Genomic DNA, 23,061 nt, shown 5'->3' with positions numbered 1-23,061 from the left:
CTCGTCCCCTCTGTAGGTGGGTCCGGTGACGCCACCGCTCGCCCGCCGCTCGTATCTCGCGCTGTTGCTCGCCTCGACGACCGCCGGCTGTTCGCTCTGGGGTGGTGACGGCGTGCCGACCGAGACGGTAACCACGCCGACGGCCGTCACGGACCTCGCCGCCGGCCACGTCGTGGCCGTCGGGCAGAACCTCGAACAGACGACCATCGAGGCCGACGACACCGAGACGCCAGTCCAGGACGCGCTGGACGCGATTGCCGGGAGCGGGGGCCGCGTCTACCTCCCGCCGGGGCGCATCACCGAGCGGGGACCCGTCCGTCCCCACCCCAACACCGGCATCTACGGGTTCGGGATGAACGCCTCCGTGTTACACATCGTCGACTCGAACACCGACGGTATCCGGTTCGACCGCAAGCCGCGGGCCAGTCGGGTCCAGCTGGACGGTTTCGAACTCCGCGGTCCGGGGCCGGACACCGACAGCGGCGTGGCGATACATTTCCTCGACAACGGCGCGACCCCGGTCTCCGACCCCGCGGACTTCTACATCGGCCGGCTCTACTGCTGGGCGTGGAACGACAGCGTCTACCGCGTCGACAGGGGCGTGGGCCCGTTCCAGTGTCGCCACGACTTCCTCCGGATGGACGACTGCGACGCCGGCGACCGGGACGCGCTCATCGAGTGGCGCTCCTCCTACGGCCCGGCCAACAGCTTCGGCACCATCGTCGCCTACCCGTCCGCCGACCGAAGCGGGGCCAACAGCGCCCTCCTCTCGCAGCGCGGCGGCGAACTCGCCGTCGACGACGTAACTGTCGGCGGCTCGGCCGGGCGCCTCGTCGACACGCGGAACGGCCGGCTCCACGTCGGTCGACTCCACTACGAACCGGAAGACCAGCGAGCTACACCCGCGTCGCTCGTCCGCATCGGCCCCGACGGCGCGACCCGCTTCGACGACGTGGTGGTCGATTCGGGGGCCGTCGACTACGTGTACGAACTCTCGAAGGGGGCCGGCAACGCCCGGTTCGGGCCGCCGGGCGGCCGCGGCACCGTCAGGGACGCCGTCGTCAACGTCGCCGGCAGACTGGACGGCGGCCGCCCCTCGTTTTACTTCGGCCGACCCGCCGAGGTGGACGTGACCGGAACGTCGGCCACTGGCGGGCTGCGGGTCATGGGCACCGCCGGCCGCGGCATGGGGTAGGGCACCGATAGCGTTATTCGACGGCCCGTCGACTGCTACCCCGTGTCCAGCGAGCCACGCGGCGCGACCGACCCGCTAGTGTCGGTGGTCGTCGTCACCTACAACTCCGAACGAACCGTCGGTGAGACCCTGTCGTCGCTGGCCGACCAGACCTATCCCGAGTACGAACTCATCGTCGTCGACGGCGGCAGCACCGACGACACCCGAGCTATCGCCGCGGAGCACGGCGCGGCGGTCCACGTCGTCGACGGCGGGACCATCGGCGCGTGCCGGAACCGCGGTATCGACGCCGCCGAGGGCGAGTACGTCGCCTTCACCGACTCGGACTGTGCGGTGCCGGCGACGTGGCTGCGCTCACACGTCGACCGCATCGCGGCCGCGGACGACCACGTCGCCGGCGTCGGCGGCCCGAACCGGCCGTTCCCCGACGACCCGCCCTTCGCGAAACTGGTCGGCAGTCTGCAGGGGACGGTGTTCGGCTCCGGCGGGTCGCCCCAGTCCCACGCCATCGACCGGGTTCGGGAGGTCCGCTCGGTGGCGTGTTGCAACGTCATCTACGACGCGGACGTGTTCGAGGACCACCGCTTCGACGCCGACATCAACGTCGGCGAGGACGCGGAGTTTCACTTCCGCCTGAGCGAGGCCGGCTATCGGTTCGTCTTCGACCCCGCCATCGCCGTCTCCCATCACCTCTCGGCCGACTTCGGGGCCTTCACGAGGAAGGCCCGCTCGTACGGCTACGCGATGGCGCGCATCCAGCGTCGCCACGGGACCGTCGTCCGCTGGTACTCGGCGCTGCCCTCGCTGGCCCTCGGCGGCGGGACGCTCGCGGCGCTCTCGGACCTCTCGAACCGACGGGCCCGCTACGTCCCGCTACTCCTGTTCGCGTATCTGCTGGTCAGCGGCTACGCGACCGCGCAGGTCTACCGCGACCGCCGGAGCCCGCTGGCGCTGTTCGTGCCGGTCATGCTCGCCGCGCAGTACGCCTACTACGGCATCGGCTTCCTCGAAGGGCTGACCGCGCCCGACCCGGTCCCGCAGACGCTCCCCTAGGCCCGGTAGATACCGATGGCCCAGTGGTGCTCGCCGAGAACCTGATACCCCAGCCCCAGGTTGCCGTCGACGGCACAGTGCCAGCCGTCGCCGTCGTACCACGGGTCGACCTGGTGCATCGCGCCGGTGTTCCACCCGAGTCCGCCGGGCGGGTCGAGGACGGGCGACTCGGCCCGTTCGGCGTCCTCGTAGCGTTCGGGCGTGAGTTCGCTTATCTCGTAGGCGTGGACGCGCCGGCCGTAGCGGCCCGCACAGTCCTGGTAGAACGCCAGCACGTGGTCGTCGAACACCAGCGGGCGGCCGCCGGGTCGGGCCGCTCTGGGCCGGTCCCGGACGACGGGGTTTCCCTCGTGGGGCGTCCAGTCGGACGCTTCGAGGTCGTCGCTGTAGTAGGCATAGAGGTCGGTCCCGTCGCCGATGAGCGCCCACCACCGACCGCCCCAGCGGAAGGGGCTGAAGTCGTGCCGCGGCGTCTCGGGCTGGAGCGGGTCCGCGACCGGTTCCCACTCGTGGGGGAACGACTCGGCCCGATAGAGGGTGACGCCGGCGGGGCCCCGCGCTTTCGCCCAGCGGTCGGGCACCATGTAGTACTCGCCCTCCCACCGGAAGACGTAGGGGTAGGAGAGGTGTTCGTCCGTCTCCAGGACGACGCGGTCGTACGTCCAGTCGTAGCCGTCCGCGCTCTCGGCGTGTCCGATGACGGCCGTCGGCTCCCGGTTCTGCGTGTAAATCTCGAAGAACATGTGCCAGTCGCCCTCGGCGGTGACGAACAGGAACGGGTCGGCCACGCAGTCGGTGCGCCCGAAGTCGGTCACGTCGGCCGCGGTCAGGACGGGGTTGATGTCGCCCGCCGGGGTGAACACCGACGGCTCCCGATGGGCCTCGACCGGGTAGGTCGGCACCGCCTCGCCGTCGTAGCGGCCGCGCATATCCGCCGGGTCTGGCGGGTGCCTGGACGTCGGCGTCCGCATGTGGAGCCACTCGCCCGTGTGCCACGCCGTCCGTTCGACGGCCGTCGAACGGGCGAGCACACTGCGAATCGTGCTCACCCCCGAATCGTAACGATAGCGGGCGTGTGCGAGCAGGTCGTCGCGCGACGCGTCATCGGACATGAGGGATGTCTACCACTGTGAGCCGGGGGTACTTAACGGGATACGGAAGCGGCGCTAGAACCCGGTGCCCGCCGTCCCGAGCGCCCGGAAGCCGCCGGTCGCCTCCTCGCTGTGAGTGACTGTCACGTCGTCGGGCGACCCCTGGTACAGCGACGGCTCGGCCGGGTCGACCGGGTAGGCGAGGTTGACGAACGTGTTCGCGATGTCGGCCTCCGCGCCCAGTTCGATGTAGGGCCCCAGTATCTTCCGGTTCGGTCCGCGGCCGTTGTAGCTGTCGTAGCCCAGTTCGTAGACGTAGTCGGCGACGCCGGTGACGTGTTTCACGGAGCCGATGACCGCGATGCCGTGGCCGCGCAGGCGGACGATAGCCGGCGGGTCGGACGGGTTCGTCGTTGGCTCCCAGTGGACGTTGCCGAAGTGGAGGTGGCTGTCCCACGTCTGGTCGACGGCGACGCCGGACGACCCGCCCATCGTGAGGAAGTCGACGGTCTGGGTGCCGCCGCGGGAGAAGAACACCGTCGTGTTCTGCCCGCTGACGGTCGCGCTGGGGTAGGCGGCGATGGTGCCAAACCAGTTCGCCGGGCCGTACCACGAGCGGAACTCGAAGAGGCCGTCCTGGTCGCCGGCGTCGCACTCGTAGATGGTGAGCTGCTCGTGGCGACACTGGAACGGCCCTACGCCCTCGTCGACGCGGTAGACGCTGTTGTTCCAGCCCCAGAGGACCAGCCGGCCCACGAAGAGGTCCTGGGTGTCGCGGTTTGTGTGGTGGATTGCCACCCCCGTCGGCTGGTCGCCGGCGGGGCCGTTCAGCGCGAAGCCGTCCAGTTTGACCCGGCTCACGCCCGACTCGCGGTCGAACAGGATTCCGTCGGCGCTCCGGTCGGTGATAGCTATCTTCGAGATATCGGCCCCGAGGCCGAGGAGCTGGGTCTCCTCGTAGGGGCGAATCGGGCCCGTCTCCTCGACGACGCCGGCCGGGAGCCGAACCTCGCCGCCGCCGGCCGCGTCGACGATGTCGAGGGCGTCCTGAATCGGCGTCGCCGTCGTCGCCGGGTCGACGGACTGGGGCGCGGAGTTGTTCCGGCCCAGCGCGACGACGTGGCCGTCGAGGAGCAGTGCGGTGACGCCGCTCCCGTCGCCGCTACCGCCGCCCGCGCCGATGGTGCCCAGCTGGACCCACGACCCGCCGTCGCCGAGATAGACGTTCCCGGTGTCGGTCGCGAGGAACTTCGCGCCGGCCTTGGCGACGTAGTTCGACCGATTGGCGTCGGCGTCCCTGAGCTCCACGTCCGTGTCGATGCGTTCGAAGTTGCGGTTCAGCGGTTCGTCCCAGTCCAGCGTTCCAGCGGCCGGGGTCTCGTATTGGTGATTATCTGTCATTGGGTGTCTCCGTCCGTCGCGCCGCCGTAGCCGTAGCTCCCGTAGCCGCGCTCGCCGAACTCGGCGCTCGGAATCGGCGTCGCGGTCGCCGTGTCGGTCTCCGTCGGCGTGGGCGTCGGGTCCTCGGTCGTGATGTCCGCGACCAGCGCGCCCACCTGGTCGGCGGTCAGCGCCACGTCGTAGACGCGCACGTCGTCGATGGCGCCGTCCATCGGGTAGTAGCTGGTGTAGCCGTTGTCGCCGTAGCCGACGTACAGCGAGCGCCCGCTGGGAACCACGGTGCCGGACTGCGAGCCGTCGCGGTCGACTTCCTCGCCGTCGAGATACATGACCAGCGCCGCGCCGTCCCACGTACAGCAGACGTGGTGCCACTCGCCGTCGTGGGTCGCGACGCTCGGGTTCACGCTCGCCCGCCCGCTCTCGACGCCGACGTGGGCCCGGAGGCTGTTGGGCGTCTGCACGTCGACAGCGTAGCCCGCCTCGCCGTAGCGGGCGTCGGCCTTCTGGAGCACCGTCTGCTCGTTTGCGCCGCTCGTAGTTCGGTACCACCCGCCGAAAGACAGTGCCGCCGTCGGCGTCAGCGCCCCCGCGTCAGGTATCTCGACGTAGTCCTCGGGGCCGACGGCGATGCCCGAAGTGTCGAACACCCCCGCGGTGTCCAGTGTCGGCGAACCGCGGACGAAGCCGTCGTTGCTCCCGGCGCTGTCGGCCACCGTCGTCCCGCCGGTCTCCGCGAACGCCCAGCGGGCCACCGGAGTGGGCCGCGTCGACGGCTCCGTCGGTGTGGGCGTTGGCGTCGGTGTCGGCGTGGGTGTTGGAGTCGGTGTCGGCGTAGGTGTTGCCGTTGGCGTGGGCGTGGGTGTAGCGGTCTGGGTCGGTGTGGGAGTTGGCGTCGGTGTGGCCGTCTCGGTCGGTGTCGGCGTGGGCGTAGCGGTCCCGGTCGGCGTCGGTGTGGTAGTCTCGACGCCCCCGTAGAGGTCCGCGACGTCGCCGCTATCGAGCGCGCGGTCGTAGACCCGCACGTCGTCGATGGCGCCGTCCATCGCGTAGTAGCTGGTGTAGCCGTTGTCGCCGTAACCGATGTACAGCGGTCTGTCGCTGTGGACGACATCGCCCGACTGCGAGCTGTCGCGGTCGACCTCCTCGCCGTCGAGATACATGACCAGCCGCGACCCGACCCACGTACAGCAGACGTGGTGCCACTCGCCGTCGTGCGTGTCGAGGCCGAAGGCGTTGGCCGACGCCCGTCCGCTCTCGACGCCGACGTGGGCCCGGAGGCTGTTGGGCGTCTGCACGTCGACGGCGTAGCCCGTCTCGCCGTAGCGGGCGTCGGCCTTCTGGAGCACCGTCTGCTCGTTCGCGCCGCTCGTTGTCCGGAACCATCCGCCGAAGGACAGCGCCGCCGTCGGCGTCAACGCCCCCGCGTCCGCGACCTCGACGAAGTCGTCGGCACCGCTGCCGAACGCGTACCCAGTCGTATCGTAGACGCCCGCCACCCCCTGTTCAGGGGTCCCGCGGACGGCGCCGTCGTTGCCGCCGGCCACGTCGGCGGCGGTGTCGCCGCTCCCGTCGAGGGGCCAGTGGCCGACCAGCCCGCCGGTGGGGCCGACGAGCGAGAGCGCGTTCGTGGCGAGCAACGCCGCCGGCACCCCGCCGTCGAGTCGCCACGGGACGCCGCCGTAGCCGAGCCGGTCCGCCGACGAGTCCGACTGCCAGAGACAGCCGGCCGTCCCGGTCGTTGCGGCGGCGATGCCGGCGAGTTTCAGCATCGTCCGTCGGGACATCGTGCCGTCGATATCGGTTGGTGGCGGGTCTGTTTCCATTTTAAGTCAGTAGGTTACCAGCAAATATACCATTTTCTACTGCGATTGTCGAATTATTGACCGTATTCCCCTCGGATTCGACAGCGCGAAGCGTGATGGCGTCAGCCCCCGGTCCGGCCTAGACGACCGGTCGGCGGCGTCGAGGACGCCCTGCACCGCGTCAGGGAGGATTCGACTGCCGGCGAACTAGCCACCACTCAGTAGACGTTCGCTCACATACTGCTCATCAAGGATTAAATACTCATACTGCATCGGATGCGTATGAACGATTCTTCATCTGACCGTGCGGTCTCACGCCGGTCGCTGCTGGGAACGCTCGGTACCGTGGGGGCGGCCGGGCTGCTCGCCGGTTGCTCGACGGACGAACGGGACGCCGCCGACGGGACCCCCTCGAACACCGGCACCAAAACGCCGAGAAGCGGCGGCCCGGACGGCGTCTCGAGGACGTACTTCGACCAGGGGCCGACGGTCCGGCTGGAGGAAGTGGCGACGGGACTGACCTCCCCGAGTGCCCTCGTCACCGCCGAAGAGGACGCCGACCGGCGGTTCATCCTCGACCAGGCCGGGCAGGTGTACGTCCACGACGCCGAGGGGCTCCAGTCGACGCCGTTTCTGGACCTCTCCGACCGACTAGTCGCGCTCGGCGAGGGGCTGCCGAACTGGATTGCCTACGACGAGCGCGGGCTGCTCGGGCTCGCGTTCCACCCCGAGTTCGCGGATAACGACCTGTTCTACGTCCGCTACAGCGCCCCCAGCGACGATTCGGCGCTGGACCACGTCGAGCGGCTCTCGGAGTTCAGCGTCTCCGCGGACGGGACGCGGGCCGACCCCGACAGCGAGCGGGTGCTGTTCGAACTGCCGTGGGAGCGCCCCATCCACCAGGCCGGCACGGTGGAGTTCGGCCCCGACGGCTATCTCTACGGCGCGCTCGGCGACGGGCTGAACCCCTACAACGCCCAGGACCTCGACACGCTCAAGGGCGGCATCTTCAGAATCGACGTCGACGGCCGGACCGGCGACCTGCCCTACGCCGTTCCCGAAGACAACCCGCTGGTGGGGGAGGACGGTCGTGACGAACTGTACGCCTGGGGGCTTCGGAACCCGTGGAAGATGGCCTTCAGCGGCGACCGCCTCATCGCCGGCGACGTGGGCCAGGCCACGTGGGAGGAGGTCAACGTCGTCGAGGCCGGCACCAACTACGGCTGGCCGCTGAAGGAGGGCACCCACTGCCACGACCCGCAACTGGGGACCAGCTCCGAGGAGCAATGTCTGGTCGAGTCGGACCGGGGCGAGCCGCTGGTCGACCCCGTCCTGGAGTTCCCGCACTTCGACGAGGAGGGCGACGCCGTCGGCTTCGCGGTCATCGGCGGCCACGTCCACACCGGCGGCGTCGACGCGCTCGGAGACGAGTACCTCTGTGGCGTCTTCACCAGTTCGTTCACAGCGGCCTCGGGCCGACTGCTGGCGGCGACGCCACAGGAGTCGGGCACGTGGCCGGTCCGGGAGCTACAGGTCGAGGGCGGGCTGGACATACAGGTGCTCTCGCTGGGACAGGACGGCTCGGACAGCTACGTGCTGGGGACCCGGGCCCCGCTCGCGTCGGACCCGCTCAGCCGGGACGAGGGCGTCGTCTACCGGCTCACCGCCTGACTACCCCCGGAGCTCGCGGACGTTCTCGATGACTTTCACGCGCAGCGGCGGGGCGGCCAGCACAGTCCAGCCCACGTCCCGGACGGGGAACCGGACCGTGGTGAGCCGCCCGAGCGAGCTCGCCAGCGCGAGGTTTAGATTCCGGCGAAGCGGCGGCGCAAGCGTTCCCCGGGGTCACGTCCGCGCATGCTACAGCAGACCCACCGAGTCGTACCACTCGACTGTGTCCCGGACCGCCGCCTCCCAGGGTCGCTGCGGGACCGGCGCTTGTTCGGTCAGTCCCTCGCGGACGGTGCCGTAGTCGCCGCGTTTGACGAACCCCTCGCCGGGCACGGGCGAGACGCCGACCCGGTACAGCAGGTCCATCGCCGGCTTGACGCCCCACCGAATCGCGCCGTAGGGGACGTTGACCACGGTGCACTTGCCCGGCGTGTACCGGGCCAGCGCACCCAGGACCTGCTTGTTCGAGAGGTTCGGGCCGGTGACCAGGTGGCGGCCGGCCGCGCCGTCCAGCACGTGGTCGATGGCGCCGACCACGTCAGCGACGTGGACGATGTTGTACTCGTCGACGGTGTACAGCGGCGGGACCAGCAGCCGGTTCGTCGCTATCGGGCGGACGTGTTCGTAGCGCGTCAGCCGGTAGTCGCGCGGGCCGAAGATGTAGGTCGGGTAGATGGCCGCCACCTCGAAGGGGTGGTCACGGCCGAAGAGGAGCTCCTCGGAGGCGACCTTCGACTGCTGGTAGGCGGAGTCGCCGGCCGCGGGCACCTCCGGGTGTGCGCCGATGGTGCTCGCGAACACGAACCGCTCGACGCCGGCGTCGGCCGCCGCATCGACGAGCCGTTCGGTCCCCGCGACGTTCGTGTCGGACATCCGCGCAGTGTCGTAGACGGCCGCGGCGAGGTGGACGACGCTGTCGACGCCCTCCAGCGCCGACGACAGCGACGCCGGGTCCGAGAGGTCGGCCTCGACGGTGTCGACGCCCTCGGGCAGCCGCCGCGTCGACGACGCCGGCCGCACCATCGCCACGGCGTCCCGGTCCAGCGAGTGGAGCAGGTTCAGCCCGATGAAGCCGGTCGCGCCGGTGACGAGGACCGTCATCGCTCGCCCTCCCAGTCGACGCCACAGCGGTCGTACACCGTATCGATGACCTCAGCGACGGCCACGCCGCGACGCGCCGGCGCGACCGTCGCCGTGTCGCCGTCGGCCGCGTGGTCGGCGAAGTCGTGGATGCGTGCGGTGTGGGCGTCCTCGTCGCTGGCCGGAAAGAGCGTGGCGACGCCGATATCGACCAGCGAGGACTCGCCCTGCCGGAACTCGAACGGTCGGCCGTGGACATCCCCCTCAAGCTCCATCGAATCGAACTCCAGCCACCCCTCGGTGCCGACCACGAGGACGCGACTGACGCCCTCGCTCTGTGTCCACGTCGTCGAGATGTCGACCGGGACGCCGTCGAAGTCGAGCGAGGCGCGGGCGGCGTCCTCGACCGGTCGGTCCCGGAGATACCGGACGCTCGCGTCGGTCACCTCGGGGGCGTCGTCGAACAGTTCGAAGAGGACGTCGAGCGTGTGAGGGAACAGGTCGCGGGCGACGCCACCGCCCGACAGCGCCGGGTTGTAATACCACCCGACGGACGGCGGCGCCGAGTGGTGGGCGACAGTCACCTCGACGATGTCGCCGAGGAGGTCGTTCGCGAGCAGCTCCATCGCGCGCTCGTAGTTCCGGTAGTACCGGTGGAGATAGCCCACCTGCGTGACGACGCCGCGCTCCTCGGCGGCGTCCGCCATCCGCCGGGCGCTCTCGGCCGTCAGCGCCAGCGGTTTCTCACAAAGGACGTGACAGCCCGCCTCCACGGCGGCCAGAAATATCTCCTCGTGCGTGCTCGGCGGCGTGCAGATGCTGACGACATCGAGGTCGTGGGCCGAAAGCATCGCGGCGACGTCTGCGTAACCGGGGAGCGACAGCTCGCGCTCGACGGCCCCCCGGCGGTCGTCGTCCCGCTCGGCGACGGCGACCGCGCGCGTCCGCGGGTGGCTGGTAAAGGCCGGTATGTGGTAGTCGGTCGCCATCCAGCCGGCGCCGACGACGCCGACGGCCAGTTCGGTCATACCCCACCCCTCACCTTTCAGGGAGATAAAGCCACCTGAGCCGAGGCTGCCACAATACGCACAGTTAGGTCGCCCCCCGCTGAACACCGGGACGATGACAGACGTCACGACCTCGGTCCACCGCTCTATCACCGAGGTCAAACAGGGCGAGTGGAACGCTATCGTCGCCCAGCAGTCCGCCACCGGCAGCGTCTTCGAGCGCTACGAGTGGCTCCGGGCCTACGAGGACGCGACGGGCGCCGACGGCCGGCACGTCCAGGTCCGCAAGGGCGGGACGCTCGTCGGCGTCCACCCGGCGTTCCTCCGCCCGCTGCCCGGTACGCCGTTCCGGTTTCTCGGGCCGGCCAAACCAGGCACCAACGGCGCGATGGTCGCCACCGACGAGGCCGCCGTCTTCGAGGCGATGGTCGGTGAACTGGCGTCGCTGACCGGCGGCCGGACCATCGGCCACGTGCTGCGGCCGGCCGGCGACCGCTCGGTCCGATACGCCGCACGCCTCCGGGAGCGGGGGTACTACCCGTCCGTTCGGGATTGCCGGTTCGTCGTGGCGACCGACCGGCCGTGGGACGCCGTCGCCGCCGACCTCTCGCAGAAAAAGCGCAGGAACCTCCGGAAGGCGGACGAGCGCGGCGTCACCGCGACCGACGTGCCGGTGACGGCCGATGCCATCGAGACGTTCGCGGCCAACCACGCCGAACACGTGGCACGGCTCGACGGCGACGGCGCGTCGGCGCCGCTGCTCCGGGCGCTGTTCCGACATCTCGGGGACCGGTTGAAGCTGTTCCGCGCGACGGTCGACGGCGAGCCGGCGGGCGAACTGCTGGCCGTGCTGGACGACGAACGGGACCGCCTCGTCCTCCTCCTGCCGGCCTACGACACCGACAATTTCTCGCAGTTCCCCTCCGAGGTCCTCTACCGCAGCGCCATCCGGTGGGGTATCGACGCCGGCTACGGCACCTGTGACTTCGGCGAGACGACGCCCGACTTCGCGGACGGCACGTTCGCGTTCAAAACCGAGTTCGGGGGTCGCGCCCGCCCCACGCTCCGGTGGGAGCGAATCGGCTCCCGTCTCGGGCGGCTGCTGTATCTGCTGGGCAGCGAGCGGGTCGTCGGCCGGCTCTTCGGCCCGCGACGCTCCCGTCCCAGCTGAACTCAGCGCCGACTACGCCGTCGGGGTGGGCCTCAGTGGCCCCCGTTGCAGTCGCCGTTCCGGGGCGACTCCGATAGCTCGACCGCCGCCCACTGAGGTTCGCTCAGCCGCGCCGAGGCGGTCTCGTCGTCGGCCCACGTCGCCTCGGTGTGTTCGGAGCTCAGTGTCACGCCATCGTCGTCGGCCGTACAGCGGTAGTAGACCGCGAACCGACCCTCCCCGGACCCGTTCTGCCACGAGTAGGTCTTGACCGGCAGGTGGACGCGCACGGAGAGCCCGGTCTCCTCCCGAATCTCCCGTCGGAGGCAGTTCCGCACCTCCTCGTCGGGCCGGATGCGCCCGCCCGGCAGCTCCCAGTTGCCGGTGTCCGCCTCCCGCACCAGCAGGACCGCGCCGTCGGGGCGGCGGATGACGCCGCGTATGCTTATCGTCGCTTCCAGAAACGGCTCGCTCATACCAGACGGTTACCAGACGGCGACGTGAGTGTACCGATGACCGTCCGGTTTGTTGGTCGTACGCAAGCGGCGGCAGGCCGGCTCGCCCGTATCCGCTTTCGCAGATAGTAAATACCGGCGGCCGGGAGAGTGGAGCGATGGAAGGTACAGCACGAGCGCCGGCTGCCGGGACGGTCCTGAACGCGCTGGCGACGGGGCGGGGGGCGGCGTTCGCCATCGACGAGTACACCACCGCGACCGTGACGCTGTTCACGGACCGGGAGGACGTGACCGGCGAGGTCGCTGACGCGCCCGACGCGGACACGCGGCTGGTCGAGCGCTGCGTCGAGTACGTCATCGACGCCCACGGCGGCGCGGTGGGGATGCCGGCGGTGTCGGGCGGGACGGTTCGCACCGAGAGCGAGGTGCCGATGGCCTCCGGGCTCAAGAGTTCGAGCGCGGCGGCCAACGCCACCGTGATGGCGACGCTCGACGCCCTCGACGCCATCGACCGGATGACCCGCGAGGACATGGCGCGGCTGGGCGTGATGGCCGCCCGCGACGTGGGCGTCACGATAACCGGTGCCTTCGACGACGCCTCGGCGTCGATGCTGGGCGGCGTCACCGTCACGGACAACGACGCCGACGACCTGCTCGCCCGCGAGGCCGTCGACTGGGACGTGCTGGTCTGGACGCCGCCCGAGCAGTCATTCTCGGCGGACGCGGACGTCGAGCGCTGCCGGCAGATAGCTCCGATGGCCCGGCTGGTCGAGGAGCTCGCGCTCGACGGGGACTACCGGCGGGCGATGACGGTCAACGGGCTGGCCTTCTGTGCGGCGCTTGGGTTCGACAGCGAGCCCATCGTCGAGGGCATCGCACAGGTCGAGGGCGTCTCGCTCTCGGGCACCGGCCCGTCGTTCACCGCCGTCGGCGAGCGCGAGGCGCTCGAACAGGTCAGGGAGTACTGGGACGATCGGCCCGGTAGAACCTTGTTGACGACCACGCAAACTGAGGGAACACAGACAGTATGAGCTCGAACCCCGAGGAGATGTCACTGGACGAACTGCGAGAAGAGATACGCACTATCGACCGCGAAATCGTCGAGAAGATAGCCCAGCGGACCTACGTGGCCGACACCATCGCGCAGGTCAAGGCGGAGCAGGGGTTGCCGACGACCGACGAGTCACAGGAACAGGCCGTGATGGACCGCGCCGGCGAGAACGCGGAGCAGTTCGACGTCGACGCGAACCTGGTGAAGGCGACTTTTCGCCTGCTCATCGAGCTGAACAAGGTCGAACAGCGCGAGAGCCGTTGAGGGTCGGACTCCGCCCCGGTTTCGCGGAGTAGCCGTACGAGGAGCTACTGCTAGAGCTGGGACCACCCCCGTCCTCACCTCGTTCCGGTCGCTCGATACGAGCCATAAACGTTTCAGATATGTGCCACATCGAACGCGGGCCGGTACTTTTAAGTCACTCACTCTCTACTCTCCTGATGACGCTTCGCTTGGAGGGCCGAAGCGTCAGCGGGGACCAATTCAGGGCGGCAAGCGGCCGCATTTTCGGCGGCCGCTTTCCACTTACTTCGCTGAAACACTCAAATAGCTTCGCAGCCGCATCCGTGGCTCGTCTGGACTCACGACGAGAGGCACGCTGTCCGTTCGTCCGGCTGTTCGCCGCAGCCAGTTTGCGGCCTGGAATCGCCGCGTGGACTACTCGATGGAGAGGCCGCCGCCCTGACTCGCGTTCTCGGGCCACTCCAGTTCGACCTCGATGCTGAGTTCGCCGTCCCCGTCCGTCGGTCCCTCGCGCTCGGCCGTGACCTCGAACTCGACCTCGCTCGGCGGATGCATGGTCACGGACTGCTCGCCCGCCCGCAGCGTCACGTCGGAACCGGACTCCAGCGAGTCCGCGAGCGTCCGGAGGTAGTCCGCGACGGCGTCCCGTCCCATCAGCTGTTCGCTTTCGAACAGCGTCTTTTCTGTCATATCGATAAATGGTTTCGCCGGTAGATAACACCACCGACGGTTCGGCGCATCTCGTGAACGAAAACTGACCGGTCCGCCGAATCGGTCGATATATGCCTTCTGTCGCTCCGAGGGCACTGCGGACTGTCTCGCTCAGCCACCGCTGTCCGAAGCTCGACAATCCGACATATTTAAATGGTTCGAACCCTGATATGTGAACGAGAGCAGACGATGCACGACTTGACCGGCTTTCAGCGCGATCTCCTCTACGTCATCTCCGGCCACGAGGAGCCACACGGGCTCGCTATCAAGGAGGAGCTGGAGATGTACTACGAGAAGGAGATTCACCACGGCCGTCTCTACCCCAACCTCGACACCCTTGTCGATAAGGGGCTCGTCGAGAAGGGCCAGCGCGACCGCCGGACCAACTTCTACACACTGACCCGCCGGGGCCGCCGTGAACTCGACGCCCGCCGCGACTGGGAGAACCAGTACGTCAACACCGAGGCGGACGCCTAGGAAAGCTCCTCGGTACCCGACGTAGGCGCCGCGTCGTCGCTCCGCTTCGTGTCTGTCACGTTGTCCACCTCCGGGTCACCCACTTCCTCGCCTACCAGGTTCGTCGGGTCGATGCCGGTGGGCGGAGCCTCCCCCTCGACGATGACCGGGAGGACGGTTCTGGCGAAGTGAGCGACCAGCACCAGAATCATCGGCGCGAGAAAGAGCCCGTACCAGCCAAAGAGGAACGGCCCCAGGACGTAGGCGAACATCAGCGTCCCCGTGTGGAGCCCGGGGTTCGAGTCGCGCTCCGGCGCCGGCTCGCGCCGCCCGAACGGGCCCAGCGGGAGCGAGCCCCCGCCCGAGACGTACGGCCGGACGACGAGGTCCGGTATCGTGTCCACGACGACGAACGCGACGCCGACGAACAGCGCGACGAACCCCCACTCCCCGCCGTCGAGGCCCGCGTCGACGGCGAGATACAGCGCCATCGGCACGTAGACTATCTTCATCCCGATGATGGGGATGAGACTCGCCGCGCCCGCGAGCAGTCCCGTCAGGGCCGGGTACGGCACCGCGAAGCCGGCCGGTGCGGCGAAGTCGACGAGGCTGAACGCGATAGCCCCGATGGCGCCGGTGACGATGGCGTTCAGGATGTTCCCGTAGAACACCTTGTGGAAGCTCCGGTCGACCTCGTGGAAGTACCGGTCGAGCACCCCGCGGCGGTCGAGAAACCGCTTGCCCCACTCGGCGAGCCGCGGGCCGTCCCGGAGCAGGTAGAACGCGAGCGCGAACATCACGAACGCGTGGACCAGCCCCGTGCCGACGACGCCGAGGTAGCCGACGAACTGCCCCAGCGTGTCGACGATCGTTCCGGGGCCGGCGGCGTCCGAGAGGAGGGCCTGGGGGTTCTGGACGACCTCGGAGACGTTGATATACGGCTCGACGGCGTCGGCGTAGGGCCCGACGTCCGTCGTCTGGGCGAACCGGGTGAACTCCTGGACGGCGATGGCGATGGTGTAGTACAGCAGTGCGAGCACCGGGAGCGCGAGCAGGAACAGCGAGAGCAGCGCCGACACCGTCCGCTGTCTCACCCGGCGCTGGACCCGGCGGTACAGCGGCCGCGTCGCGTAGTAGATGAAGACGCCGAAGACGAACGTGCCGATGAACGAGTACGTAACGAACAGCATCACGGCAGCCAGCACGACGCCAAAGCCAATCCAGAACGCACGTGGCCAGTCGATATCCACGTCGTACTCAGCCATGTTACGGGGTTCGACTGGGGAAAGAAAAAGATACCCTGTCGGCCGGAGGGTGGTCTACTGGCGGCTGTACCACACTGAAGGAATTCGCTACCGCGAATATCTTGACGAATTTACAGCCACCAGTATTAGTCCCCTCGCGTCGTAGTGCCCGTGTGGCGACTCCGATACAGCTGGCGGCCCTCGGGATAGACGCGGGCGTCCTGCGTATCCTGCTCGCGGGCGCGCTGGGGATGTTCCTCGGCCTCGAACGGGAGTGGTCCCAGAAGTCCGCGGGCATCCGGACGTTCGCACTGGTGAGCCTCCTGGCCGCGGTCTTCACCGTCACCGGGCGTGACACCCTGCTCACGCTGGGCGGGGTGTTGGTCATCGTCCAGGGGATACTGCTCGCCGTCCAGGGGCTCAGGGAGGAGGAACCGACGCTGTCGCTGACCACGTCCGTCTCACTGCTCGTGGCCTACGGCGTCGGGGCGGTCGTCGCCGCGGGGTACATCCTCGAGGGCGTGACCGTCGCCGTCTTCTCGTCGCTGTTGCTCGTCCTGAAGCGGGAGCTCCACAGCTTCGCCTGGGGGCTGAGCAAGCAGGAGTTGCGGTCGGGGACGGAGTTCGCCATCCTCGCCTTCGTCATCTACCCGCTGTTGCCGGCCGACCCCGTGCGGCTCCCCGGCGACATCCTCAGCGTGACCATCGAACTGCGCGTCGTCTGGCTCATGGTCGTCTTCGTCGCCGGTATCGGCTTCGTCAACTACGCCGTCGTCCAGACCTACGGCGGACGCGGCATCGCCGTCACCGGCTTTTTCGGCGGGCTGGCCTCCTCGACGGCCGTCGTCGGGACGATGATAGACCACGTCCGCCAGGAGCCCGCCGCCACGTCCTACGCCGTCGCGGCTATCCTGCTGGCCGACGCGGCGATGGCGCTTCGGAACCTCCTGATTACGGTTGTCTTCACCGTCGAGAGCGGCCTCCTCGTGTCGCCGCTGCTCCCGCTCGCGGCGGTCATCCTCGGGAGCGTCGCCGTCGCGGCCTACACCGCAGACTGGTCGGAGGAAGTCGAGATGGAGCTCGTCAGCCCGTTCTCGCTGGCGAACGTGCTCGCGTTCGGCGGCGTCTTCCTGCTCGTCGTCGTCGTCGGCGGTGTCGCCAGCGCTCGCTTTGGCACCGCCGGGCTGTACGCCACCTCGGCGCTGAGCGGGCTGGTCTCCAGCGCCGGCGCGACCACCTCGGCCGTCCTCCTCTACCGCGGCGGCGCCATCGGTGAGACGACGGCGATGGTCGCCATCCTCCTCGCGACCGCGGCCAGCATCGCCGTCAAGGCGGCCATGACCGCGCCGGGGCCGAACCGCGGGTTCGCGGGCCGTGTCGCCATCTGGAGCACCGTCGTCCTCGGCGGCGCGAGCCTGCTCGCGGTCGCATTGCTCGTCTAGAACTGGTAGCGCCGGTCGTCCTTGTCCTGGGCCTGCGGGAACTGGTTGCCACCGGCCATCTCGTCGAACGTCATCCCCGAGAGGTACTCGTCGTACGTGCAGTCAAAGCCCGACCGGAGGTGGAAATCGAGTGTCCCGCGCTCGACCGTCGACTGGAACAGCATGTGAACCGCTCGCCGGACGAGTTCGTCCGTGTCCTCCGGGTCCAGCGCGACCGAAAGCATCGACAGTTCGTTGCGCGTCTCGCGGTCCAGCGACACCGACAGGTCCTCGTCGAGTTCGGTGTACCGGTCCTGTACCTCGTCCTGTAGCTCGTCCAGGGTCATACCCGTTCGGAGGGCCAGCCCACAAAAACGCCTTGCGACTGGGCGGGTGTAATCTCGGGGGACCCGTTTTCGCTCACAACCACCACACACAAATCAGCGAGGGGCAAAGGGCCGCCAATGAGTGAGCAGGCGGGAGACGACGACTTCCTCCCGGACGACCTGGAGGCAGTACAGGACGCCCTCGTCGAGTGGTACGAGGCCGACCACCGCGACTACCCGTGGCGCCGGATCGACGACCCCTACGAGATACTCGTCTCGGAGGTGATGAGCCAGCAGACACAACTGGACCGCGTCGTGTCGGCCTGGGAGGACTTCCTGGAGCGGTGGCCCGCAGTCGAGGACCTCGCGGCCGCCGAGCGGGGCGAGGTGGTGGGGTTCTGGACCGACCACTCGCTGGGGTACAACAACCGCGCGAAGTACCTCCACGAGGCGGCCCGGCAGGTGACTGAAGACCGCGACGGGCAGTGGCCGACCGACCCCGACGGCCTCTCGGAGCTGATGGGCGTCGGGCCCTACACCGCCAACGCCGTCGCCTCCTTCGCGTTCAACAACGGGAACGCCGTGGTGGACACGAACGTCAAGCGCGTCCTCTACCGCGCGTTCGACGTGCCCGATGACGACGACGATTTCGAGGCGACGGCCCAACGGCTCATGCCCGCTGGCCGGTCCGAGGTCTGGAACAACGCTATCATGGAACTCGGCGGGGTCGCCTGCGAGAAGACGCCCGACTGCGACGGCGCCCAGTGCCCCTGGCGCGAGTGGTGTTCGGCCTACCAGTCGGGCGATTTCACCGCGCCGGACGTACCGACCCAGCCCGAGTTCGAGGGGTCGCGCCGGCAGTTCCGGGGACGCGTCATCAGCGTCCTCAACGAGTACGACGAGCTCGCGCTGGACGAACTCGGCCCCCGCGTCCGGGTCGACTACGCGCCCGACGGCGAGTACGGCCGCGAGTGGCTGCGCGGCCTGCTCTCGGACCTCGCGGACGACGAACTCGTCGCGGTCACCGACGACGGCGGCGAGCCCGTCGCCAGCCTCCGGAGCTGAGCGCCCGCTCGTCCGGCCATGGCGCCTGGTCCGTGTGCCCGACCGCTACCACTTTGGGCCGCCGCCGTCTGCTTTCACTCATGTCACCACCACACGTGGTCGGCGTCGTGGGCAGTCTGCGCGACACGAGCTACACTCGCGTCGCCGTGTCGCGGGCCCTCGACGCGGCCGAGGACGCCGGCGGGACGACCGAACTGTTCGACCTCCGCGAGTACGACCTGCCCGTCTTCGACGCGGACGCCCGCGACGCCGGCGACGCGCCCGAACTGAAGGCGACCGTGCGCGCGGCCGACTCGATTCTGCTCGGGACCCCCGTCTACCACGGGTCGTACTCCGCGCCCCTGAAGAACGCGCTCGACTACTGCGGGTTCGACGAGTTCGAGAACAAGACCGTCGCCCTGCTCACCGTCGCCGGCGGGGGGTTCCCCGTCACCGCGCTCGACCACCTCCGGTCGGTCTGTCGCTCGCTCAACTGCTGGGTCATCCCCCACCAGGCGGCCATCCCGAAGGCGCGCACTGCCATCGAGAACGGTGAGATAACCGACGCGGGCATCGAGGAACGCGTCGCCAGGCTCGGCGAGGAGACGGTCCAGTACGCGAACATCGAACCCGACCCGCCGTGTCTGGAGAGCGTGGAGAACGTCGGCGCGGACGACTGACCGGGCGGGGCGCTCGCCCGCCGGTGGTGCGGCCGACCGCGACTCGGAATTCTCTTACTGGCCGAGCCCTCACGCACGGTCGTGACACAGTGGGTCGAGACCACCGACACGGGACGGGACCGCGGGCCCGTAGCCATCGTGCGCGCCTGGGCGGAGGTCCTCCGGCGGCCGCGCCGGTTCTTCCGGACCGGTATCGCCCCGGGCGACCAGGCGCCGGGGCTCGTCTTCGCGTCGCTGGTCGTCCTCGTCGAGGAGCTGGGCCGCTTTCTCGTGGTCGAACTCGCCGCCCGCGGTCTCGTCTCGACCGGCCCGTTCCCCTATCCCGCTATCAGCGGGTTCTCGCCGGGCGTCGCCGTCCTCGCCCTCCTGGGTATCATCGTCTTCGTCGCGCCGATTACGGTCCACCTGACCGCGGCGTTACAGACGCTCCTGCTCGTTCCCAGTTCGCCGGACCGGGGCGGCATCAGCGAGACCGTCCAGGTGATGTGCTACGCGATGGCGCCCTGCGTCGTCGCGGGGCTCCCGTTCCCGGCCCTGCGGGTCGCCGTCACGCTCTGGGGCGCGGCGCTGTACATCGTCGGGACGGCCGTCGTCCACGAACTCAGCCTGCCGAAAGCCGCCGTGGTCGGCGCCCTCCCCGCCGCCGTCCTCTTTGGCTACGGCTTCCGGGGCTTCGACGCCCTGACGGCGCTCGCGAGTGCGAGCGGACTTTAACCGCGGGCGCGTAGGTCGGATATGCTCACGCTGGACATCGACGACTTCATGCTCGAACTCAAGGACGGCGCGTTCAAGCACGTCGGCCCGTCGAACAAGCGGGCGACGGTCAAGCTCTACGACGTCGAGGGGGTCGACGCCCGCGAGTACGGGGACAAGCGCGTGAAGCTCACCTTCGAGGACGAACAGGGCAGCGAGGTAGAGGTCGCGCTGTTCCCGGAACAGGCCAGCGCCCTCAGAGAGGGGCTGGAGCTGCTCGAATCGGAGGGAGAGGCCTTCGAGTAAGCCCGGCTTGCCGACGCGGCGAATTCGACAACAGTTTTAGGCCCCACCTGCTTGCATCGGGCAATGGGTTCGTGTATCATCTGCGGCACATCCGTCGACGGACACATCTGCGACCTCCACGAGGAGGACGCGTTGTTCGAGTTCCGAGGGAATAGCGCCGACCAGCTCAACGTTGGTCGATACTACCGCGGCAACGTGGACGGCTTCGCCGAGTTCGGCGTCTTCGTCGACATCGGCGACAGCGTCACCGGGCTGCTCCACCGCAGCGAACTGGACCAGCGTCTCGACTCGCTGGACTGGGACGCCGGCGACGAGGTGTACGTCCAGGTCAAGAACGTCCGCGACAACGGCAACGTGGACCTCGGCTGGTCCATCCGACAGGCCGAGCGGGAGTTCCGCGGCGTCCTGGTGGACGACCCCGACGTGGGCCACTCGACGCTGCTGGACGAGGACGAAGACGAATCGGGAAACGCTGACGGGGACGGAGCGACCGCTCGGTCCCCCGACACGGCCGACGACGCGTCGGACGACACCGATTCCGAAGACGACGCTGCCGAAGAAGCGTCGGACGACACTGACTCCGACGACGCGGCCGAGGAAGCGTCCGAGTCGACCACGGAGACTGCGGGCGCTTCCCCCGAGCCGGAAGCGGGCGCAGTGAGCCGGGCGGACGGCGACGACCGCGTGGCCGAGGCCGGCGGCACGGTCGGTTCGAACAGCGACGACGAGGTCGTCGACGAGCCGGCTGAAACGGACGCCGGAAGCGCCGGGACGGCAGTCGTCGAGTCCGAGGCCGAACCGGAGACCGTCTCCATCGGGGCCCTCGAAGACCACGTCGGCGACGATGTCCGACTCGAAGGCGAGGTCGTCGGTATCCGACAGACCTCCGGCCCGACGGTCTTCGAACTGCAGGACGAGAGCGGCACCGTCGACTGCGCCGCGTTCGTCGAAGCCGGCGTCCGCGCGTACCCCGACGTCGACGAGGGCGCGTTCGTCCGACTCGACGGCGAGGCGCGCGAGCGACGGGGCGAGCTGCAGGTCGAGACGGCGGACCTGACGGTCCTCGACGGCGAGGACCGCGAGGCAGTCGAGCAACGGCTCGCCGACGCCCTCGACGACGAGGCCCGACCGGACGCCGCCGAGCCCCTGGCCGAGGACGACACCGTCGAGGCCCTCTCGACCGACCTGGTCGAGGCGGCCACCGAAATCCGCAAGGCGGTCCTCACCGAGCGCCCGGTCATCGTCCGCCACACCAACACCGCCGACGGCTACCTCGCGGGCAGCGCCCTGGAACGCGCGACGCTCCCGCTGGTCACCGACCAGCACCGGCGGTCCGACGCCCAGTACCACTACTTCGACCGCCGGCCCCTGGAGGGCGGCGTCTACGACATGGACGACGCCACCAAGGACGCCTCGCAGATGCTGGACAACCGCGAACGCCACGACGAGACGCTCCCGCTGTTTGTCTTCGTCGCCGCCGGCGGCACCCGCGAGAGCCTCGACGGCTTCGACCTGCTGAACGTCTACGGCGCGCCGACCGTGGTCGTCGACGACATCGCGGTCGACGGCGCCGTCACCGACGCGGTCGACGCGGTCGTCTCGCCGAGCCTGGCCGACGCCCCGGAGACCACCGCGACGACGCTCGCGGCCAACGTCGCCGCCCACGTCAACGACGACGTGCGCGACGACCTCCGGCACCTCCCCGCCGTGAGCTTCTGGGAGGACGCCCCGGCGGCCTACGTCGACCTCGCGAGCGAGGCCGGCTACGACGCCGAGGCGGTCACCCAGCTTCGGGAGGCCGTCGCGCTCGAAGCGCACTACCAGTCCTACGAGGACAAGCGCGAGCTCATCACCGACCTCGTCTTCGGCGACGACGAGAGCGACGTCGGCGGGCTGGCCGGTCACGTCGCCGAGCAGTTCCGCGAGAAGGTCGACGACGAGGTGGACACCGCCGTGGCCAACCTGGAGTACCACACGGTCGAGGGGGCCGACATCGGTGTCCTCGACACGGACGCCTACTCCCACCAGTACGAGTTCCCGCCGGAGACGCTCCTGCTGGACGAGCTCTACCGCTCGGTCCGCGGCGAGGTCGACGCCGTCGTCGGCGTCGACACGGACACGCTGTACGTCCGCACCGACGCCGACCTCGACCTGCACGAGCTGGTCGCCGACGTCGACGAGACCGTGCCTGAGGGCGGCGTCACCACCCGGAGCGTGCGCGACGGCTCCGTCCGCTATCTCGCCGGCGAGCGCGACGCCGTGCTGGACGCGACGCTCGCACGCCTCGCCGACGACCTGTAGCGACACAGGGCTTTTCTCCCCGGTCGCTGTCGCATCGGTATGAGCGACGGCCCCGTCAACGCAGCCGAACTCGACTGGACCGAACACGACCACGGCGACCGCCAGTTCAAACGGAAGCAACTCGCCGACGCCGCCGGCGGCGAGAAGCTGGGGACCAGCCTCTACGAGGTCCCCGCGGGCAAGCGCCTCTGGGTCCGCCACTACCACGAGGGCAACGAGGAGTCAATCTTCGTCCTCGACGGCGAAGGGACGCTGTTTCTGGGACCGGACGAGACCGAACACGACCTCGAAGCCGGGGACTACGTCGCCCTCCCGGCCGGGGAAGAGAGCGCCCACGACATCGAGGCCGGCGAGGCGGGGCTCCGGCTGCTGATGAGCGGAACGATGGAGGAGCCCGACATCACCGTCTACCCGGACCGGGACATGGTGGGCCTCTACGCCGGGAGCGCCCCCGGCGGCGACAGCGAGGCGCGGTCGCTGTCGACGTATCTCGACTTACACGCCGAACTGGACTACTGGGAGGACTGACTGTCCGAAACTTTGCCGACGGCCGTCTTCGCGCCGTAGTAGGCCCACTCGCCCGCGTAGCAGAAGAGGCAGCCGCGGAACTCGGGGCGGTCTGACGTGTCGTCGGTACCATCGGCGCTCATACACGGGTAGACGGTCACTCGCGACTTCAA

24 protein-coding genes are annotated in these 23,061 nt (G+C 69.2%); 14 read left to right on the top strand and 10 right to left on the bottom strand.

The window, feature by feature from the left end; all coding sequences use genetic code 11:
- Nucleotides 1-25: 25 nt before the first annotated feature.
- Both NJQ98_RS09545 and NJQ98_RS09540 read left to right on the top strand, forming a co-directional pair.
- Nucleotides 26-1,195: a hypothetical protein gene (locus NJQ98_RS09545; RefSeq protein ID WP_262178044.1), complete on the top strand. Its 1,170-nt coding sequence runs from the start codon at nt 26-28 to the stop codon at nt 1,193-1,195.
- A 42-nt stretch (nt 1,196-1,237) separates the two neighbouring features.
- On the top strand, nt 1,238-2,248 hold the full coding sequence (locus NJQ98_RS09540) for a glycosyltransferase (RefSeq protein ID WP_262178043.1): 1,011 nt from the start codon (nt 1,238-1,240) through the stop codon (nt 2,246-2,248).
- Here NJQ98_RS09540 and NJQ98_RS09535 read toward each other — a convergent pair.
- The 3 genes from NJQ98_RS09535 to NJQ98_RS09525 are packed head-to-tail and all read right to left on the bottom strand — an operon-like array spanning nt 2,245 to nt 6,563.
- Nucleotides 2,245-3,360 (bottom strand): glucosamine inositolphosphorylceramide transferase family protein, encoded by a 1,116-nt coding sequence (locus NJQ98_RS09535; RefSeq protein ID WP_262178042.1) that lies wholly within the window; start codon nt 3,358-3,360, stop codon nt 2,245-2,247. The two genes, NJQ98_RS09540 and NJQ98_RS09535, sit on opposite strands and share 4 nt — an antisense overlap.
- Before the next feature lie 54 nt (nt 3,361-3,414).
- On the bottom strand, nt 3,415-4,740 hold the full coding sequence (locus NJQ98_RS09530) for a hypothetical protein (protein ID WP_262178041.1): 1,326 nt from the start codon (nt 4,738-4,740) through the stop codon (nt 3,415-3,417).
- Nucleotides 4,737-6,563, bottom strand: a complete 1,827-nt coding sequence (locus tag NJQ98_RS09525) for a LamG domain-containing protein (protein ID WP_262178040.1) — start codon at nt 6,561-6,563, stop codon at nt 4,737-4,739. The genes NJQ98_RS09530 and NJQ98_RS09525 overlap by 4 nt, the downstream gene beginning before the upstream one ends.
- A 261-nt stretch (nt 6,564-6,824) precedes the next feature.
- Between NJQ98_RS09525 and NJQ98_RS09520 the strand changes: the two genes are divergently transcribed.
- Complete coding sequence (locus NJQ98_RS09520) at nt 6,825-8,213, top strand: PQQ-dependent sugar dehydrogenase (protein WP_262178039.1); 1,389 nt, start codon at nt 6,825-6,827, stop codon at nt 8,211-8,213.
- A 189-nt stretch (nt 8,214-8,402) separates the two neighbouring features.
- On the opposite strand, the gene NJQ98_RS09515 is transcribed toward NJQ98_RS09520, so the two are convergent.
- A complete protein-coding gene (locus tag NJQ98_RS09515; RefSeq protein WP_262178038.1) occupies nt 8,403-9,314 on the bottom strand; it encodes an NAD-dependent epimerase/dehydratase family protein in 912 nt (303 codons plus the stop codon).
- Nucleotides 9,311-10,321 (bottom strand): Gfo/Idh/MocA family protein, encoded by a 1,011-nt coding sequence (locus NJQ98_RS09510; RefSeq protein WP_262178037.1) that lies wholly within the window; start codon nt 10,319-10,321, stop codon nt 9,311-9,313. The genes NJQ98_RS09515 and NJQ98_RS09510 overlap by 4 nt, the downstream gene beginning before the upstream one ends.
- Nucleotides 10,322-10,415: 94 nt before the next feature.
- Here NJQ98_RS09510 and NJQ98_RS09505 point away from each other — a divergent pair, with 94 nt between their 5' ends.
- Nucleotides 10,416-11,471, top strand: coding sequence for a GNAT family N-acetyltransferase (locus tag NJQ98_RS09505; RefSeq protein WP_262178036.1), 1,056 nt, complete (start codon nt 10,416-10,418; stop codon nt 11,469-11,471).
- Nucleotides 11,472-11,503: 32 nt separating this feature from the next.
- Here the strand turns inward: NJQ98_RS09505 and NJQ98_RS09500 are convergent, their stop codons facing one another.
- On the bottom strand, nt 11,504-11,926 hold the full coding sequence (locus tag NJQ98_RS09500; protein WP_262178035.1) for an NUDIX hydrolase: 423 nt from the start codon (nt 11,924-11,926) through the stop codon (nt 11,504-11,506).
- A 137-nt stretch (nt 11,927-12,063) separates the two neighbouring features.
- Between NJQ98_RS09500 and NJQ98_RS09495 the strand changes: the two genes are divergently transcribed.
- Both NJQ98_RS09495 and NJQ98_RS09490 read left to right on the top strand, forming a co-directional pair.
- A complete protein-coding gene (locus tag NJQ98_RS09495; protein WP_262178034.1) occupies nt 12,064-12,936 on the top strand; it encodes a shikimate kinase in 873 nt (290 codons plus the stop codon).
- Entirely contained in the window at nt 12,933-13,220 is a 288-nt protein-coding gene (locus NJQ98_RS09490) for a chorismate mutase (protein ID WP_348533560.1), read from the top strand. Before NJQ98_RS09495 ends, NJQ98_RS09490 begins: the two co-directional genes overlap by 4 nt.
- A gap of 393 nt (nt 13,221-13,613) precedes the next feature.
- Here NJQ98_RS09490 and NJQ98_RS09485 read toward each other — a convergent pair whose 3' ends face one another.
- Nucleotides 13,614-13,889, bottom strand: coding sequence for an amphi-Trp domain-containing protein (locus NJQ98_RS09485; protein ID WP_262178033.1), 276 nt, complete (start codon nt 13,887-13,889; stop codon nt 13,614-13,616).
- Nucleotides 13,890-14,099: 210 nt separating this feature from the next.
- Here NJQ98_RS09485 and NJQ98_RS09480 point away from each other — a divergent pair, with 210 nt between their 5' ends.
- Nucleotides 14,100-14,387: a PadR family transcriptional regulator gene (locus NJQ98_RS09480; RefSeq protein ID WP_262178032.1), complete on the top strand. Its 288-nt coding sequence runs from the start codon at nt 14,100-14,102 to the stop codon at nt 14,385-14,387.
- Here NJQ98_RS09480 and NJQ98_RS09475 read toward each other — a convergent pair.
- Nucleotides 14,384-15,631, bottom strand: a complete 1,248-nt coding sequence (locus NJQ98_RS09475) for an AI-2E family transporter (RefSeq protein ID WP_262178031.1) — start codon at nt 15,629-15,631, stop codon at nt 14,384-14,386. The two genes, NJQ98_RS09480 and NJQ98_RS09475, sit on opposite strands and share 4 nt — an antisense overlap.
- 152 nt (nt 15,632-15,783) lie before the next feature.
- Between NJQ98_RS09475 and NJQ98_RS09470 the strand changes: the two genes are divergently transcribed.
- Nucleotides 15,784-17,052, top strand: a complete 1,269-nt coding sequence (locus NJQ98_RS09470; protein ID WP_262178030.1) for an MgtC/SapB family protein — start codon at nt 15,784-15,786, stop codon at nt 17,050-17,052.
- On the opposite strand, the gene NJQ98_RS09465 is transcribed toward NJQ98_RS09470, so the two are convergent.
- A complete protein-coding gene (locus NJQ98_RS09465) occupies nt 17,049-17,378 on the bottom strand; it encodes a ribbon-helix-helix protein (RefSeq protein WP_262178029.1) in 330 nt (109 codons plus the stop codon). The two genes, NJQ98_RS09470 and NJQ98_RS09465, sit on opposite strands and share 4 nt — an antisense overlap.
- Nucleotides 17,379-17,495: 117 nt before the next feature.
- On the opposite strand from NJQ98_RS09465, the gene NJQ98_RS09460 reads away from it, so the two are divergent.
- The 6 genes from NJQ98_RS09460 (at nt 17,496) to NJQ98_RS09435 (ending at nt 22,909) form a co-directional block, all read left to right on the top strand.
- A complete protein-coding gene (locus NJQ98_RS09460) occupies nt 17,496-18,422 on the top strand; it encodes an HhH-GPD family protein (RefSeq protein ID WP_262178028.1) in 927 nt (308 codons plus the stop codon).
- Between the two features lie 80 nt (nt 18,423-18,502).
- A complete protein-coding gene (locus NJQ98_RS09455) occupies nt 18,503-19,081 on the top strand; it encodes an NADPH-dependent FMN reductase (protein WP_262178027.1) in 579 nt (192 codons plus the stop codon).
- A gap of 81 nt (nt 19,082-19,162) precedes the next feature.
- Entirely contained in the window at nt 19,163-19,795 is a 633-nt protein-coding gene (locus tag NJQ98_RS09450) for a YIP1 family protein (protein WP_262178026.1), read from the top strand.
- Between the two features lie 21 nt (nt 19,796-19,816).
- Nucleotides 19,817-20,080, top strand: a complete 264-nt coding sequence (locus NJQ98_RS09445) for a hypothetical protein (RefSeq protein WP_262178025.1) — start codon at nt 19,817-19,819, stop codon at nt 20,078-20,080.
- 63 nt (nt 20,081-20,143) lie between these two features.
- Entirely contained in the window at nt 20,144-22,381 is a 2,238-nt protein-coding gene (locus NJQ98_RS09440; protein ID WP_262178024.1) for a DHH family phosphoesterase, read from the top strand.
- 39 nt (nt 22,382-22,420) lie between these two features.
- On the top strand, nt 22,421-22,909 hold the full coding sequence (locus NJQ98_RS09435; protein WP_262178023.1) for a cupin domain-containing protein: 489 nt from the start codon (nt 22,421-22,423) through the stop codon (nt 22,907-22,909).
- Here NJQ98_RS09435 and NJQ98_RS09430 read toward each other — a convergent pair.
- Complete coding sequence (locus NJQ98_RS09430) at nt 22,894-23,031, bottom strand: hypothetical protein (protein ID WP_262178022.1); 138 nt, start codon at nt 23,029-23,031, stop codon at nt 22,894-22,896. The genes NJQ98_RS09435 and NJQ98_RS09430 overlap by 16 nt on opposite strands.
- Between the last annotated feature and the right edge of the window lie 30 nt (nt 23,032-23,061).

The sequence above is a fragment of the Haloarcula laminariae genome, assembly GCF_025457605.1.
Taxonomy (GTDB): Archaea; Halobacteriota; Halobacteria; order Halobacteriales; family Haloarculaceae; genus Haloarcula; species Haloarcula laminariae.
The sequence above is the reverse complement of the archived record's forward strand: the minus strand, read 5'-3'. Positions and strand labels throughout refer to the sequence as shown.